The 14,698-nt window shown below is 59.3% G+C and carries 15 protein-coding genes, 1 tRNA gene and 2 pseudogenes; 5 read left to right on the forward strand and 13 right to left on the reverse strand.

Translation table 11 applies throughout. From position 1 onward, the window contains the following. Window positions 1-132: 132 nt before the first annotated feature. Window positions 133-258: pseudogene (locus tag BK658_RS30720) on the forward strand (LysE family translocator); the annotation flags it as partial. Between the two features lie 149 nt (window positions 259-407). Here the strand turns inward: BK658_RS30720 and BK658_RS09780 are convergent. From BK658_RS09780 to BK658_RS09810, 7 genes and pseudogenes are all read right to left on the reverse strand, one after another. Beyond that, window positions 408-641, reverse strand: a complete 234-nt coding sequence (locus BK658_RS09780; RefSeq protein WP_123582140.1) for a hypothetical protein — start codon at window positions 639-641, stop codon at window positions 408-410. A gap of 3 nt (window positions 642-644) precedes the next feature. After that, on the reverse strand, window positions 645-1,127 hold the full coding sequence (locus BK658_RS09785) for a hypothetical protein (RefSeq protein ID WP_123582141.1): 483 nt from the start codon (window positions 1,125-1,127) through the stop codon (window positions 645-647). Between the two features lie 116 nt (window positions 1,128-1,243). Continuing rightward, a pseudogene (locus BK658_RS09790) lies at window positions 1,244-1,486 on the reverse strand (Fic family protein); the annotation flags it as partial. A gap of 275 nt (window positions 1,487-1,761) precedes the next feature. Then, a tRNA-Gly gene (locus tag BK658_RS09795) sits at window positions 1,762-1,835 on the reverse strand. Window positions 1,836-2,083: 248 nt separating this feature from the next. Then, window positions 2,084-2,968 carry an alpha/beta fold hydrolase gene (locus tag BK658_RS09800; RefSeq protein ID WP_123582142.1) on the reverse strand — a complete coding sequence of 295 codons (885 nt, stop codon included), beginning with the start codon at window positions 2,966-2,968 and terminating at the stop codon, window positions 2,084-2,086. Between the two features lie 312 nt (window positions 2,969-3,280). Further along, the gene (locus tag BK658_RS09805) at window positions 3,281-3,973 is read right to left on the reverse strand and encodes a pseudouridine synthase (RefSeq protein ID WP_123582143.1); all 693 of its coding nucleotides are present in this window, start codon (window positions 3,971-3,973) and stop codon (window positions 3,281-3,283) included. Window positions 3,974-4,010: 37 nt separating this feature from the next. After that, window positions 4,011-4,217 carry a cysteine-rich CWC family protein gene (locus BK658_RS09810; RefSeq protein WP_123582144.1) on the reverse strand — a complete coding sequence of 69 codons (207 nt, stop codon included), beginning with the start codon at window positions 4,215-4,217 and terminating at the stop codon, window positions 4,011-4,013. A gap of 203 nt (window positions 4,218-4,420) precedes the next feature. On the opposite strand from BK658_RS09810, the gene BK658_RS09815 reads away from it, so the two are divergent. Beyond that, window positions 4,421-4,837 (forward strand): hypothetical protein, encoded by a 417-nt coding sequence (locus tag BK658_RS09815; RefSeq protein WP_123582145.1) that lies wholly within the window; start codon window positions 4,421-4,423, stop codon window positions 4,835-4,837. Between the two features lie 53 nt (window positions 4,838-4,890). On the opposite strand, the gene BK658_RS09820 is transcribed toward BK658_RS09815, so the two are convergent. Continuing rightward, window positions 4,891-6,003, reverse strand: a complete 1,113-nt coding sequence (locus tag BK658_RS09820) for an enoyl-CoA hydratase/isomerase family protein (protein WP_123582146.1) — start codon at window positions 6,001-6,003, stop codon at window positions 4,891-4,893. A 131-nt stretch (window positions 6,004-6,134) separates the two neighbouring features. Between BK658_RS09820 and ung the strand changes: the two genes are divergently transcribed. Then, on the forward strand, window positions 6,135-6,827 hold the full coding sequence (gene ung, locus BK658_RS09825) for a uracil-DNA glycosylase (RefSeq protein ID WP_123582147.1): 693 nt from the start codon (window positions 6,135-6,137) through the stop codon (window positions 6,825-6,827). 183 nt (window positions 6,828-7,010) lie between these two features. Here the strand turns inward: ung and BK658_RS09830 are convergent, their stop codons facing one another. The 5 genes from BK658_RS09830 to BK658_RS09850 are packed head-to-tail and all read right to left on the reverse strand — an operon-like array spanning window position 7,011 to window position 12,410. Continuing rightward, entirely contained in the window at window positions 7,011-8,048 is a 1,038-nt protein-coding gene (locus BK658_RS09830) for an AbrB family transcriptional regulator (RefSeq protein ID WP_123582148.1), read from the reverse strand. Continuing rightward, window positions 8,041-9,555, reverse strand: a complete 1,515-nt coding sequence (locus BK658_RS09835) for a tripartite tricarboxylate transporter permease (protein WP_123582149.1) — start codon at window positions 9,553-9,555, stop codon at window positions 8,041-8,043. The genes BK658_RS09830 and BK658_RS09835 overlap by 8 nt, the downstream gene beginning before the upstream one ends. Before the next feature lies 1 nt (window position 9,556). Further along, window positions 9,557-10,015: a tripartite tricarboxylate transporter TctB family protein gene (locus BK658_RS09840; RefSeq protein ID WP_123582150.1), complete on the reverse strand. Its 459-nt coding sequence runs from the start codon at window positions 10,013-10,015 to the stop codon at window positions 9,557-9,559. A 58-nt stretch (window positions 10,016-10,073) separates the two neighbouring features. After that, window positions 10,074-11,063, reverse strand: a complete 990-nt coding sequence (locus BK658_RS09845; protein WP_054596101.1) for a Bug family tripartite tricarboxylate transporter substrate binding protein — start codon at window positions 11,061-11,063, stop codon at window positions 10,074-10,076. A 54-nt stretch (window positions 11,064-11,117) separates the two neighbouring features. Next, window positions 11,118-12,410, reverse strand: coding sequence for an OprD family porin (locus tag BK658_RS09850; protein ID WP_123582151.1), 1,293 nt, complete (start codon window positions 12,408-12,410; stop codon window positions 11,118-11,120). Between the two features lie 234 nt (window positions 12,411-12,644). On the opposite strand from BK658_RS09850, the gene BK658_RS09855 reads away from it, so the two are divergent. Then, the gene (locus tag BK658_RS09855) at window positions 12,645-13,316 is read left to right on the forward strand and encodes a response regulator (protein ID WP_019692544.1); all 672 of its coding nucleotides are present in this window, start codon (window positions 12,645-12,647) and stop codon (window positions 13,314-13,316) included. Next, a complete protein-coding gene (locus tag BK658_RS09860; RefSeq protein ID WP_123582152.1) occupies window positions 13,309-14,694 on the forward strand; it encodes a sensor histidine kinase in 1,386 nt (461 codons plus the stop codon). The genes BK658_RS09855 and BK658_RS09860 overlap by 8 nt, the downstream gene beginning before the upstream one ends. Window positions 14,695-14,698: the final 4 nt, after the last annotated feature.

Raw genomic sequence — 14,698 nt, forward strand, 5'->3', positions numbered from 1 at the left:
GATTTCTTGCGGCCAAAGGTCAAGCAATAGGGCTTAACTGATCGGCATTAGCCACTTGGACCGGCTTTTTCTGTCTCTACATCGTAAGCGTCCGGGGGGACACACCTGTTTGAATACGCTGGCGTGCTGACTGCGTACATCGAATTGTATATGCGACGTTGGTTTGCCCTGCCTCAGGGTAAGCAAATTTTCAACCGTTGCTGCGCTGGTTTGTTGTCGGCTGCCGCCTCGATGCTATTGATGGCACGTCGAGCGTGATTCGCAGTTAGCAGATGATGCGAAGCGTCTGCGACTCATCTGCGTGGTTGGACGGGTTGCCAGTCCTATGCGGGTTCTCCTACCACGCCTCCCGGCATGAAATCCGTACTTCGATCTCGAGAGTGGCCGATTATTAATGAGCACCTGGCTCATTCCACATACCGGGCCCGACTAAAAAACAGCGCCGCCCCGCTACCGATGGCATAGATCGAAGCGATGCCCAGATCGAAGCCGGCAATGAAAGGTGGCAGCATAAAAATAATCACAAGCCCCAGAGCGACCAGGGTGATGCCCAGCCATTTTCTGAGGCGGTAGGATTTCAGATAAAAGAACAGCAGCAGGAACACCGCGTAAGCACCGGCATACAAGCCATATTCGCTCATGGTCTATCCGCCTTGATTCTTGATGATCATGGACGATACGGAATGCTGGGGGCCTATGCCGCCGCTGACCTGCGCATCCAGACTGACGATGACATCGCCGGCGTGATAAGTCGGCAATTTGCTCAGCGTGAACTCGCGGACTGTCCATCCCACCGGAAAGGCCAAAACAGGCATAAACCTGCCTGCCGCTGCGGCGAAAACACCACTGGTGAGGATGGCGATACTCGTTCGTTGGGCATTGAGTAAATCCCCCTGTTGCCGGGTCAGGGGTTTGGAGATCCCGACCATCATTTGGCAGGGCAAATCCTTGGCGAGCATTTTGTCGTAGAGCTCCACCACCAGATTGTTCACTTCATAGTGGGCGGCTTTCGCTTCACCAAAATGCAGCGTTCTGAGGCTACCCCGTTCACTGGCTGACAGGGTGAAGCGCGATACGTTGAAGACAATTCCATGGTTGCCGGAAAACTGGTCACTCTCAAACTTCAATGCTCGCATCCTTGTCGAGTCTGGAAAGGCGGGGAGTCTGTCTTAGCCCATGGGCTTTCGCAAGCGCTTGGTAAGACGCTGAAAAAGACTTTGGGATAAAAAGGTGACGCCCATTAGCCGGCCTCCTTGATGGAGCGGATGATGCGGTTCGCATCTTGTTCTGGCATTTCCAGTACTTCTTTCAGCCGGTCCTGAGCTCGCTGAAAGATCACCAGTACTCTGGTTTCATCCGCCATTTCCTTTCGAATCGTGTGCTCGACGACACGTGCGGTGTACAGGACGTGTTCGGTCAGATCGGGATAGCGCCAGGCAAAGCACGCGTCCTCGTATTCATCGAAGATGAAGTTGCTGCGAGTCCCGTAAGAAAACGCTAATTTTCTTGGATATGAAAATGTTAACGCTTGATGAAATTTGATAATAAATCCGTGTTTTTAGAAAAAAACGCTAACAGACTTCAGGGTAGTCGCTAACGCCCCGAGAGCACTTACTCATCGATCAGCGGACAACGGACGAAAGTGGGGGAGCCTCAGAGCCCGATTCCACCAAACCCCAGACACAAAAAAACCGGCCATCAAGGCCGGTTTTTCTTAATCTGCATCCCCCGTCAAAAAACGACGTGAGACTGAAATCTGATTGGAGCGGGTGAAGGGAATCGAACCCTCGTTATCAGCTTGGGAAGCTGGAGTAATGCCATTATACGACACCCGCTCAGAGCGGCTGACTTTGTACCAGATGTGGCGCTGGATTTGAAGTTTTTCTTTGGCGGATCTGCGGTTACGTGGTTTTTTGCAGGTTTTTGGCAGGCAAGGCAATGCGTCGTCGGCAGCTGGGCTCAGCGCTGGCGATGGCGGCGGTACACCGGGTTTGAAAGCATATTGCGGTCTGTCGCGGGCAAGCCTCGTTCTACAGGTGATGCGTGTAGTCAGGAAGACGAGGTTGCTCGCGAGAACGCTGTTTCAAATGGCCAATGCATGGTGGTCCTGGGTGAAGTGGGAACGCGTTCGGCCTTCATGATGAGCCGGTTTCAGGAACCCCATCAGTGCATGGCGGCTGTCTCGGCAGGCGGCTTTATGCTCCATGTCGAGAAAGTGCCCGGTGGCCCGGATGGTGCTGAACGTGCTGTGTTGCACATGGCTGGCGAACAGGTGGGCATCGCTGGCGGCGGTGTACTCGTCCCATTCACCGTTCATGAACAGCACCGGCACGTCGATTTGCTTGGCTGCCTTGAGGTAGCACAGGCGATCGCTGTTGAGCACGTGGCTGATGTGGAAGTGCATTTGCCCGTATTCGTGTTCGGCCAAGGTGCTGACGTGACGATAGTTGAAGCGTTTGAACAGCGATGGCAGGTGCTTGCCGATGGTGTTGTTGACCAGATGGCCGACACGGTCGCGGTCGAGCTTGCCGAGGTAGTCGACACCGCGCTCCAGATAATCGCGCATGTGCTCGTTGACCACCGGCGAGAACGAACTGATCACGGCTTTTTCGATCCGGCGCGGGCGCTGCGCCAGAGCGATCATGGTGGCAGCGCCACCCCACGAGAATGACATCACGTGTTCCGCGGCAAAATGGTCGATCAGCTCAAGGAGGATCTGCGCTTCGACTTCCTTGGTGAGCATTTTCTCATGGCGATTGTGGGCTTTTGACTTGCCCGCGTAGGGCTGGTCGTACAGCACCACGTTGAATTGCGGGTGCAGGTTTTTCACGGTTTGTGCAAACGATGCAGTCGTGGCCATCGAGCCGTTGACCAGAATGATGGTCTTCTCTGCGGCGTCTGCGCGATAGAACTCCGTGTAAACCCGGTACTGACCTTGTATATCCAGCACAGCGATTTCTGGCCTCATGTCATAAGACTCCTGGCAAGCGGGTATGCGCGCAATGAGATTGCACGAGCTTTGTGACAGGTAGGCATACGCCTGGAATTTTTGAGCCCATGTCGATCCGGTGAAGGCTGGTCGACGGGTATTGTTATTGGCGGGCAGTCTGTCGGGAGAGGTGGAATCTGCGAGGCTCTCTGCCGACAAAAAGTTTCTTAGAAGTATGTTATGACTTGCCGGTCACATTTGGGCCGACGTCCTGATTCAAGCAGGGGAGTGGCCATCGCGCAAGTGCAGTTCGTAAATTGTTCGACAACTTCTGCTCAGCGGTCGCTTGCTTCAGATCAGCTGGATCTCTCTGGCGCTCAGCGGACGGTACTCACCCGGCCTCAATGTGTCATCGAGTACCAGCGGCCCCATGCGTTCGCGGTGCAGGCGCAAGACCTTGTTATCGAAGTGGCCGAACATCCGTTTCACCTGGTGATAACGGCCTTCGACAATGCTTAACCGTGCAGATTTTTCGCCCAGCAGCACCAGGTCGGCGGGCTGTGTGGTGAGATCCTCAAAGGCGAAGTACAGGCCTTTGGCGAAGGTTTGTGCGTACTCTGGCGTTATCGGCTGTTCGGTTTCGACGTAGTAGACCTTCGGCAGCTTGGTCTGCGGTTGGGTCAGACGCCGCGACCAGGAGCCGTCGTTGGTGATCAGCATCAGCCCGGTGGTGTTGAAGTCCAGTCGCCCGGCGATGTGCAGGTCGTCTTTGTCAGGTTCAAGGATCAGGTCGAGGACGGTCGGGTGTTCCGGGTCGCGAGTGGCGCTGACACAGCCCGGCGGTTTGTGCAGCATGAAGTAGCGCGGTGGTTTGCCGGCTTGCAGTACTTCGTCGTCGCACTCGATACGACTGAACTCGCGCACTTCACAGTGCGGATCGCTGACGATCTGTCCGTCGACCTTGATCCGCCGTTCGACCAGCAGCAGGCGCACCTGTTTGCGGTTGAAACGGGGCAGGTTGCTGAGGAAACGGTCAACGCGCATGACGGTCGGCAGATCGGAAAAGGGCGCGCATCTTACCCTATAGGGCTGCTTGCAGCTGCGACTCGACTTGAGCGCAGCTCGGGCACAGGCACGACTGGTCGCGCAGTTCGGCGGGCAACGCCAGCAGCACTGCCGGGTCGATAGCCACGGCGTAGCACCAGCAGGCCTGGTCGGCGGTTCGCGGGTCGGCCAGGCTGCAATCGTTGCTGGCGCCGCAGGCTGGGCATAGGTCTGGTTTATTCATCGCTGGAGTGGGGCACTTCTGCGCAGGTTCGGTTAGGGTCGATAGGCTTGGCACGGTACACCGCCTGATCGGCTACTTGTTTAAATTTATTTCTGAATCGCACCAGATTCCGATTTTGCTGTCAGATATTTCGTCAGTCAGATGAATTGGCTGCCGCTGACCAGCGTCGCTGGTATGGCTCATTCGCGGTCCAGGAGGCCGCCATGTATCGCCGACTTCTTCTTATCGCTTCATTGGGTTTGACGCTTTCTGCTTGTGTTCCCTATTACGACGAAGGTCCCGGTAATTACGGCCCTGAGGTCTACACCTCGCCAGCGCCGGCTTATTACTACGGAGGTGGACCCTATTATTCCCCACCGCCTGTGCGTTACTACTCGCCGCCGCGCTACTACCAGCCAGCGCCGCGTTATTACCAGGCACCACCGCGAGTCGAGTACCGCGTTTACCAGAGCCGTGGCTGGGATGACCGCGACCGCCATGGCTGGGGTCATCGCGAAGAGGGTGGTCATGGCCGCCGGGAATGGGATGATCGAGGGCATCGTGACGGGCGTGATCACGACAGACAGGGTAACCGTGATGGTCGCGATGGTCGCGGCAGTTGGGACGGCCATAACCGTTAAGTCTTGCAACGACCAAGCGGCGCATTCAGCGCCGCTTTTTTTATGCCTGGATTTCAGTAACCCGACAAATCCGCCAGCGGATGTCGACCTTCCCAGGCCTTATGAAAATGCGCCTGGACGACCGCTTCAGGTATCGCGTTGATGTTCGACCAATGCCAATGCGGCTTCTGGTCCTTGTCGATTAAACGCGCACGAACGCCTTCGCTGAATTCCGGGTGCCGACAGCAGTTCAGGCTCATGGTGTATTCCATCTGGAATACCTCGGCCAATGACAGGTGCCGAGCACGCTGGATCTGCTCCCAGACCAGATAGGCGGTCAGCGGGCAGCCCTCGTGCAGGGTTTTCGCCGCGCGGGCCAGCAGCAAGTCGCGGTGATCGCGCAACAGACTGATGGCACGCCAGGCACAGCGCACATCGCTGACATCCAGCAACTCATCAATCTGTGGGCGTCGTGGCAACCATTGGGCCTCGGGCATTTGCCCGACGGCTTCTTGTTGCAAGGCCTTGAGCAGGCTGTTGAGCTGCATTGGCGTTTGTTCCTGCCAGTTCAATTGCAGCAGACCTTCGATGAGCTCTTCCTGCTGTTCATCCAGCAAGAAGCGGTCAGCCAGGTCCAGATCAATGGCGTCGCGTGCGTTCATCTGCGCGCCGGTCAAGCCAAGAAACAGGCCGAGCTTGCCGGGCAGCCGTGACAAAAACCAACTGGCGCCAACATCCGGGTACAGGCCGATACTGATTTCAGGCATGGCCAGGCGGCTGCTCGGGGTGACGATGCGAATGCTCGCGCCTTGTAGTAATCCCAGGCCGCCACCGAGGACGTAACCGTGACCCCAGCAGATCAGCGGTTTAGGGTAGGTGTGCAAGCGAAAATCAAGGCGATATTCCGCCGAGAAAAATTGCGCAGCCAGTGGCGGCACTTCACCGGGATGGGCCCGACAGGCTTCTACCAGGCTGCGCACTTCACCGCCGGCGCAAAATGCCTTGGCACCATTGCCGCGTAACAGCACACAGACAATCTGCGGCTCTTTGGCCCAGGCCTCCAGTTGATCGCTCAAGGCTCTGATCATCGGCAGCGAGAGGGCGTTCAGGGTTTTTTCGGCATCCAGGCTGGCGATACCGATGCGTGCGCCGTCCGTGCCGGTGAGTTCTTCGAAGTGCAGATTCATTTTGACCTCGATGACTGAATTGAACGTTCAGTATGATCGCTGTACGAGAAAGTGCTGGATCTGTGTCAGATCAATTGACAAGCGCGGTGGGCTTTCCTAGGGTTCGCCCCATTGAATTCTCGGGTGTAACCATGACTGTTGAAGACCGTATCAAACTCGAACCGAGCTGGAAGGAAGCACTGCGTGCTGAATTCGACCAGCCTTACATGGCTGAGTTGCGCGAGTTTCTGCGTCAGGAAAACGCCGCAGGCAAGGAAATCTATCCGCCGGGGCCGATGATCTTCAACGCCCTCAATTCGACGCCGCTGGACAAGGTCAAAGTGGTGATCCTCGGCCAGGACCCATACCATGGCCCCGGTCAGGCTCATGGCTTGTGTTTCTCTGTGCAACCGGGTGTACCGGCGCCACCGTCGCTGGTGAACATCTATAAAGAGTTGAAGCGCGACCTGAACATCGACATCCCGAACCACGGTTACCTGCAAAGCTGGGCCGACCAGGGCGTGCTGATGCTCAACACCACCATGACCGTGGAACGGGCCAATGCCAACGCCCATGCGGGCAAGGGCTGGCAGCACTTTACCGACCGGATTATCGAGGTCGTCAGCGAGCATCAGCCCCACCTGGTGTTTTTGCTGTGGGGCGCTCACGCGCAGAGCAAGCAGAAACTGATCGATGCCACCAAGCATCTGGTACTGACGTCGGTGCACCCGTCGCCGCTGTCCGCTTACCGCGGATTCCTCGGTTGCGGGCATTTCAGCCGCGCCAACAAGTTTCTTGAACAGAATGGCGAGACGCCGATCGACTGGCGGTTGCCTCCAGTCTGAAACGACGCGAAAGTGAAGGGGCTTCTGTGGCGAGGGGGCTTGCCCCCGTTGGGTCGCGAAGCGGCCCCAAAACCAGCCACTGCATTTCGTCAGACACACCACAGACATATGGTTTACGACTGCTACGCAGCCGAACGGGGCGGTGCGGCGTTCCGACAAGCCCCCTCGCCACAGGTGATCAACTCAGGTTTCATCCGGCAACCGGTTCCAATACCTGAACAACGGCTCCGCCAGAAACAGCACAAACAACAAGCGCATCACCTGCATCGCCGTTACCAAGGGCACCGACAGTTGCAAGGTTTCAGCAGTCAGGCTCATTTCTGCAATGCCGCCGGGCATCATGCCCAGGGTCAGTGAACGCAGGTCCAGTTGGGTCAGCGCACTCAGCCCCAACGCCGCGAGTGCGGCGATCAGCATGGTCAGCGCCGTACCGATCAAGGTCCGGCCCATGAACGATGGTGCGCGACGAAAGAACTGCCGATTGAAGTGACAGCCCAGGCCACTGCCGATCAGCCATTGGCCGATCTGACTGCCGCCTTGGGGCAGGCCGATGTGCAAGTCCCAGCCGATGCTCACCGCCGCACTCACCAGCAACGGGCCGAACAGCCAGGGGTTGGGCTGGCGCAACCGTTGCCAGATCCAGGCGAGCAGGGCACCGGCCGGAAACAACACCGCCAGCCAGCGCCAATCGACGCTGGCCGGATGCAGTTGCGGGACACCGTCGCCAAGCAGGTATTTGAAGGCTGCCGGTACACACAGCACCACCACCAGCACCCGAAGACTTTGCCCCGCCGCAACCTGGCTGAGCACGGCGCCATTGCGTGCGCCAAGGTTGACCATTTCACCGGAACCGCCCGGCATGCTGGAGAAAAATGCAGTGGCGCGATCCTCGCCGGTGCGCCGCAGCAACCAGACCCCGACCACTGCCGACAGACTGGTGACCAGCGCCCCGAAAAAGATCAGGCCAAAGTGGCTCATGACCTGCTCCATCACCACCGGGGTGAAGTGCAGGCCGATACCGATGCCGACAATCCACTGGCCGCATTTACGCCCGCCAGGGATTTCCGCCAATTGCCAGGGTGTCAGGCAGCGCACCAGGATGATCGCCAGCAACGAGCCGACCATCCATGGCAGCGGCCAGCCGATCTGGCTGGCGAGGTACCCGCCCAGCAGACCGGCCAGCGGTGTTCCCCACCAGCTTTTGAAGGGCCGATCAGACATCGGCGATTGCACGCCGCGCAACGGAGCGTTTGCGCCAGATCCGCAGGATCGGCATCAGCAACATGATTGCCGTCAGTACCCAGCAACCGAAGGTGATGGGGCTCGACCAGAGGATTTCCAGCGCACCGTTGGAAATCGACAGCGCGCGACGCAGGTTCTGCTCCATCAAGCCGCCGAGAATGAACCCCAGCAAAACCGGTGACAGCGGGAAATCCAGCTTGCGCAGGATGTAGCCGAAGATGCCGATGCCGATCATCAGGAACAGGTCGAAGGTCGTCGCGTGCACGGCGTAGACGCCGATCCCGGTAATGATCGCGATCACCGGCACCAGTGCCCAGTTCGGCACGGCAAGGATGCGGGTGAAGATGCGGATCATCGGGATGTTGAGGATCACCAGCATGACGTTGGCGACGAACAACGAGGCGATCAGGCCCCAGACGATGTCCGGTTGCTGTTGGAACAACAGCGGCCCCGGGGTGATGTTGTACAGCGACAGCGCGCCGATCATCACCGCCGTGGTGCCCGAACCCGGCACGCCGAGGGTCAGCATCGGTACCAATGCGCCGCAGGCTGCACCGCCGATGGCGGTTTCCGGTGCCGCGAGGCCACGTTTGTCGCCCTGGCCGAAGGTGCCGCTGGCGCCGGCAATACGTTTCTCGGTCATGTAGGCAACGGCACTGGCCAGCGTCGCACCGGCACCCGGCAACACACCCATGATGAACCCCAGAACGCCGCAGCGGATGTTCACCGTGAACACCGAGGCGGCTTCCTTGAGATTGAACATCATACGCCCGGTGGCTTTCACGGCTTCCTGGCCGTGATGGGTTTTTTCCAGCAGCAACAGGATTTCGCTGATGGAGAACAGGCCCAGCACCAACACCACGAATTGAATACCGTCGGTGAGGTGGATGTTGTCTCCGGTGAAACGGTAGACACCGCTGTTGGCGTCGATCCCGACGCACGACAGAAACAACCCGATCAGCGCGGCGATAAAGGTTTTCAGTGGTCGATCACCGGCCATGCCACCGAGGCAGACAATGGCGAAGACCATCAGCACGAAGTATTCCGCAGGGCCGAAGGCAATGGCCCATTTCGCCAGCAGCGGGGCGAACAGCACCATGCCGCAGGTGGCGATGAACGCGCCGATGAACGAACTCCAGGCCGACAACGAAAGCGCCACGCCGGCCATGCCCTGGCGGGCCATGGGGTAGCCATCGAGGGTGGTCATGACGGTGGATGCTTCACCCGGGATGTTCAACAGAATCGAACTGATACGCCCGCCGTATTCGCAACCCAGGTAGACGGCAGCCAGCAGGATCAGCGCGGACTCTGGTGGCAGGCCGAGGGCGAAAGCGATCGGGATCAACAAGGCCACACCGTTGATCGGCCCCAGGCCCGGCAACAAGCCGACCACGGTGCCGATCAGGGTGCCGCACAACGCGGTGACCAGGTTGTAAGGGGTCAGTGCGACGCCAAAACCCTGGCCGAGGTAGTTAAGGGTATCCATATCAGTTCTCCAGAACGTCGAGCAGGCCCAACGGCAGTGGCACGTCCATCAACCGGTCGAACAGCATGTACAGACCGACGCTCATCAAGCTGATGATCACCACGCTGGGCAACCAGCGACCGCCATACAAACGGGCCATCGGTACGCCGATGAGGATGCTCGAAACAATGAACCCGAGGGGTTCGAAGGTTCCGGCGAACACCAGCAGCAGAACGACACAGATACCGATCTTGGTCAGGGTTTCGCGGTCCAGTGGCGGCTCGTCTTCACTGTGTTTGATCGGCGCAGGGCGAAACACCATGTACAGCAGTGCCACGCCCATCAAGCCGAGCATCAACAGCGGAAAGGCTCTGGGGCCGACGGGCTCATAGGAAAAAGCCGCTTGATACGGCCAGGCCATCAGCGCCAGGCCAATGCAGGCCAGTAGCAGCACCGAGGCAAAAATACGTTGTAAGAGCATGACAAACTCCTGGGCCAGCCCCTTGATGCGCAAGGGGCTGGCCGCGAGACAGAGGCGATTACTGAATCAGGCCGAACTCTTTGGCCAGCAGTTTGTAGTCCGCTACCTGCTTCTTCACGTAGGTGTCCAGCTCTGGCCCGGTCATGGCGAACGGGAACAGTTCACGCTGATCGCGCAGCTTGGCGAAGTCTTCCGAGGCCAGCAGTTTGTCGAAGGCGTTTTTCCACCAGGCGTATTCCGCATCGCTGACTTTTGGCCCGAGGTAGAAACCCCGAACCACTGGCCAGACGATGTCGTAGCCTTGCTCTTTGGCGGTCGGAATGTCCTTCATTTCCGGCTCGTCCAGACGCTCGTTGGCGAACACGGCCAGCAGGCGCATGTCACCGCTCTGGATATGTGGCATGGAGTCGGAGATGTCGGTGCTGCCAACCTGAATGTGACCACCCAGCAGTGCGGTAGCGATTTCGCCGCCGCCTTCGAGGGCGACGTAGCGCAGGTCACGCGGGTTGATCCCGGCGGCCTTGGCGATCAGCGCGGTTTGCATCCAGTCCTGACTGCCCACCGTGCCGCCGGAACCGATCACTACTTTGCTCGGGTCTTTCTTCAACGCCTGAACCAGGTCGTCGAGGTTCTTGTAGGGCGAGTCGCTTTTCACCGCGATGGCACCGTAGCTGGTGCCCACCGCTGCCAGCCAGCGCACGGCGTTTTCGTCGAAGCGACCGAACTTGCCTTGGGCCAGGTTCAGCAGCGAGCCGCTGGACCAGGCCACCAGGGTACCGGCATCGGCTGGGCGCTGGGCGACGACGGCGTTGTAAGCCACCGCGCCGACACCGCCGGGCATGTAGGTCACGCGCATCGGTTTGGTCAGGATTTTTTCGTTCACCAGGGCGCTTTGCGCCAGTTTGCAGGTCAGGTCGAAGCCTCCGCCGGGGGAGGCCGGGGCGATACATTCCGGGCGCTTGGGCTCGCCGGCCACATCGGCCAGCAGTGGGCCGGCGAACAGCAGGCAGCTGGCGGCTAATGCAACTTTACGCAGTGATAAGTCCATTTTTCGTCTCCACAGGAGTTGTTGTTGTGTAGGAGCTGTCGTTTGTTGAATCAATTACCAAAGGGCAACGCTATAGCTCACCAGCAAACGCACTTCATCAGCGTCACGGGCGGAGTAGTTGGAGCGGTAGGTGGCATTGCGCAGACGTACGGCGACGTCCTTGAGGGCACCACTTTGCACCACGTATTTGATCTCGGTGTTGCGTTCCCACTCTTCGCCGGTGGCGCCGTTTTTCAGCTTGATGTTGTCACCGCTGATGTAACGGGTCATGAAACTCAGGCCCGGAACCCCGAGCTTGGCGAAGTCGTAGTCGTAACGCGCCTGCCAGGAGCGTTCTTCGGCACCGGCAAAGTCGTTGATCTGCACGAAGTTGACCAGATAAGGGTCGGCGCCATCGACATACGGGAACGCGCTGTCACCGGACATATGCTGATAGCCGGCGGTGAGTTTATGCCCGCTCAAGGCATAACTCACCAGGCCGTTGAGGGATTTGTTGTCGATCTTGCCGCCGCGGGCCTGGCCCTGGTCATTGCTGATGGCCAGCCGCAGGTCGGTGGCGAAAGTGCCCGGGCCGAACGGTTGCGAGGCGACCAGGCCAAGGAAGTGCTGGTTGTAGACCTCGCCCAGTTGAGCGAAGTGGTAACTGCCGGTGATCTTGTCGGTGAACTTGTAGTCGACACCGCCGAAATCGAAATGCGTGCCGGGCACAGTGCCGGCGAAACGGCTGTTCTTGTTGTTGAGGGCGATGTCCTCGAAATCGGAGCTGTCGCGGTCCTTGGCTTTATCCAGGCGCCCGCCGGTGAAGATCAGGTTCTTGATTTCCTTTGAGGTCACCAGGCCGCCTTCAAAGGTCTGCGGCAGAATCCGCCCGTCGTTGGGTTTGAGGGTCGGCAGTTCCGGGATCAGGCTACCGACTTTAAGCTCGGTGGCGGAGATCTTCATTTTGCCGGTCAGGCCGAGTTTGGAGTACTCATTGGCGGCACGCCCGTCATCGTGCGTCGGCAGCAGGCCAGTGCCGGTGCGGTCGGGGCTGGAATCGAGCTTGACCCCGAGCATGCCCAGCGCATCGACACCAAAACCCACGGTGCCGTCGGTGTAACCTGACTGCACGTTGAGCATGAAGCCCTGGGCCCATTCGTCACGCTTGGATTGCTGGGCACTGGTGCCACTGCGAAAGTCGCGGTTGAAGTACATGTTACGGGTTTCGAGGGTCGCGCTACTGTCTTCGAAGAAGGCAGCCTGGCTGACGGGCGAAAAGCCGGCGAGGGCGGCGGCACTGGCGAGGGCGGTGGAGCCGAGACGGGAAAAACGCGCAGGCGGGCAAGCCTGAGGCTGTGTGGACAGCATGCTGAAATACTCCGTTTATTGTTCTTATTTGACGAAAACGCTTCGAGGCGTTTTTCGGTTACAGCGCTTCATGGTCACGGCAGCCGAAACTGTCCGTGGCTGGACTCTAACGGGCTAACCTTTCTCCAACCTTTCAGCAGACTTTCACGGTTTTCGGGCTTCACAGTGGCGGATGCGGCTGTAAACTCCGCGCCAAAGAATGGCGTCGACCATCCCCGAACGAGGTAAAAATCCATGCGTGTTCTTCTCGTCGAAGACCATCTGCAGCTGGCCGAAAGTGTCGCCCAAGCGCTCAAGAGCACCGGTTTGACCGTCGATGTGCTGCACGATGGGGTGGCCGCCGACCTGGCCTTGAACAGCGAGGAATACGCGGTGGCGATCCTTGATGTCGGCCTGCCGCGGATGGACGGTTTCGAGGTGCTGGCGCGTTTGCGCAGTCGCGGCAAGAACCTGCCGGTGCTGATGCTGACGGCCCGCAGCGATGTCAAGGATCGGGTTCACGGGCTCAACCTTGGTGCCGATGACTACCTGGCCAAACCCTTTGAACTGACCGAGCTGGAAGCGCGGGTCAAGGCCCTGTTACGGCGCAGCGTACTCGGCGGCGAGCGCCAGCAACGCTGCGGCGTGTTGGTGTATGACCTGGACACTCGGCGCTTCACCCTCGGCGATGAGCTGCTGACCCTGACTTCCCGCGAACAAGCGGTGCTCGAAGCGTTGATCGCGCGCCCTGGGCGGGTGATGAGCAAGGAGCAGCTTGCCTCCCAGGTGTTTGGTCTGGACGAAGAGGCCAGCCCTGACGCCATCGAAATCTACGTCCACCGTTTGCGCAAAAAACTCGACGGCCATGCAGTAGCAATCGTGACCTTCAGGGGGCTCGGTTACCTGCTGGAAGCCCGCGATGCATAAGCCCGGCAGTCTGCGCTGGCGGTTACTGTGGAACCTCGCACTGCTGCTGGTGGTGCTGATGATCGCCAGCGGTTTGAGTGCCTACTGGAATGGTCGCGAAGCGGCCGACACGGCGTATGACCGGACCTTGCTGGCCTCGGCGCGAACCATCGCCGCCGGGCTTTCCCAGCGCGATGGCAGCCTCAGCGCCGATGTGCCTTACGTGGCGCTGGACACGTTCGCCTACGACAGCGCCGGACGCATTTACTACCAGGTCAACGACATCCATCAGCAGCTGATTTCCGGTTACGAAAACTTGCCCGGACCACCGCCAGGCACGCCGCGAACCGACGATTATCCAGCGCTGGCGCGGTTCTATGATGCCATTTACCAAGGGCAGAACGTGAGGGTGGTGAGCCTGCTCAAGCCGGTGACCGAACCGAATATGAATGGCATGGCGGAAATCCGCGTGGCGGAAACCGACGAGGCGCGTGTCCGCATGGCTCGCAGCCTGATGACCGATACCTTGCTGCGTCTGGGCATGCTGGCCGGAGGGGCGTTGCTGCTGGTGTGGTTTGCGGTGAGCGCGGCATTGCGCCCGCTCGAGCGTTTGCGCACGGTGGTGGAGGAGCGGCAGTCGGATGACCTTCGGCCTTTGCCGCTGGTAGAAGTGCAACGCGAATTGTGGCCGCTGGTACGCGCGCTTAACCACTTTACCGAACGTTTGCGCGGGCAGTTCGAGCGCCAGGCCCAGTTCATCGCCGATGCGGCCCATGAGTTGCGAACGCCGTTGGCGGCCCTCAAGGCAAGGCTTGAATTAGGGCTGCGGGCGAGCGAGTCTGAAACCTGGCGAAATACGTTGGAGAGCGCTGCTCAGGGCACCGATCGGCTGACTCATCTGGCGAATCAATTGTTGTCGCTTGCACGCGTCGAGAACGGTGCACGGGCGATTGCCGAGGGTGGGGCGCAGTTGCTCGATCTGAGTCAACTGGCTCGCGAGTTGGGCATGGCCATGGCGCCGTTGGCCCACGCGCGGGGCGTCGCGTTGGCGTTGGAGGCTGAGGAGCCGGTATGGCTGCGCGGCGAGCCAACGCTGTTGAATGAACTGTTGAGCAATCTGGTGGATAACGCCTTGGCCCACACGCCCCCCGGCGGCAATGTGATCTTGCGCGTCCGTGCGCCCGCGGTGCTGGAGGTCGAGGATGATGGGCCGGGGATACCGCTTGAGGAGCGCGACCGGGTGTTCGAACGCTTCTACCGGCGGAATCAGCAGGTGAAGGGTTCAGGCCTGGGCCTGGCGATTGTCGGTGAAATCTGCCGCGCCCATCTGGCCCAGATCAGCCTGCACGATGGTGCACAACGTGGGCTGAAGGTTCGCGTCAGTTTTATTGCCGGGTAGTTTT

Source organism: Pseudomonas brassicacearum (assembly GCF_003732175.1).
In the GTDB taxonomy this organism is placed as follows: Bacteria; Pseudomonadota; Gammaproteobacteria; order Pseudomonadales; family Pseudomonadaceae; genus Aquipseudomonas; species Aquipseudomonas brassicacearum_G.

What these genes read in the sequence shown, in the direction of transcription:
- BK658_RS09850 (WP_123582151.1), bottom strand. Translation starts at nt 12,410, where the DNA reads ATGCTGTCCACACAGCCTCAGGCTTGCCCGCCTGCGCGTTTTTCCCGT.
- BK658_RS09855 (WP_019692544.1), top strand. Translation starts at nt 12,645, where the DNA reads ATGCGTGTTCTTCTCGTCGAAGACCATCTGCAGCTGGCCGAAAGTGTC.
- BK658_RS09815 (WP_123582145.1), top strand. Translation starts at nt 4,421, where the DNA reads ATGTATCGCCGACTTCTTCTTATCGCTTCATTGGGTTTGACGCTTTCT.
- BK658_RS09845 (WP_054596101.1), bottom strand. Translation starts at nt 11,063, where the DNA reads ATGGACTTATCACTGCGTAAAGTTGCATTAGCCGCCAGCTGCCTGCTG.
- BK658_RS09830 (WP_123582148.1), bottom strand. Translation starts at nt 8,048, where the DNA reads ATGTCTGATCGGCCCTTCAAAAGCTGGTGGGGAACACCGCTGGCCGGT.
- BK658_RS09780 (WP_123582140.1), bottom strand. Translation starts at nt 641, where the DNA reads ATGAGCGAATATGGCTTGTATGCCGGTGCTTACGCGGTGTTCCTGCTG.
- BK658_RS09840 (WP_123582150.1), bottom strand. Translation starts at nt 10,015, where the DNA reads ATGCTCTTACAACGTATTTTTGCCTCGGTGCTGCTACTGGCCTGCATT.
- ung (WP_123582147.1), top strand. Translation starts at nt 6,135, where the DNA reads ATGACTGTTGAAGACCGTATCAAACTCGAACCGAGCTGGAAGGAAGCA.
- BK658_RS09800 (WP_123582142.1), bottom strand. Translation starts at nt 2,968, where the DNA reads ATGAGGCCAGAAATCGCTGTGCTGGATATACAAGGTCAGTACCGGGTT.
- BK658_RS09810 (WP_123582144.1), bottom strand. Translation starts at nt 4,217, where the DNA reads ATGAATAAACCAGACCTATGCCCAGCCTGCGGCGCCAGCAACGATTGC.
- BK658_RS09805 (WP_123582143.1), bottom strand. Translation starts at nt 3,973, where the DNA reads ATGCGCGTTGACCGTTTCCTCAGCAACCTGCCCCGTTTCAACCGCAAA.
- BK658_RS09820 (WP_123582146.1), bottom strand. Translation starts at nt 6,003, where the DNA reads ATGAATCTGCACTTCGAAGAACTCACCGGCACGGACGGCGCACGCATC.
- BK658_RS09835 (WP_123582149.1), bottom strand. Translation starts at nt 9,555, where the DNA reads ATGGATACCCTTAACTACCTCGGCCAGGGTTTTGGCGTCGCACTGACC.
- BK658_RS09860 (WP_123582152.1), top strand. Translation starts at nt 13,309, where the DNA reads ATGCATAAGCCCGGCAGTCTGCGCTGGCGGTTACTGTGGAACCTCGCA.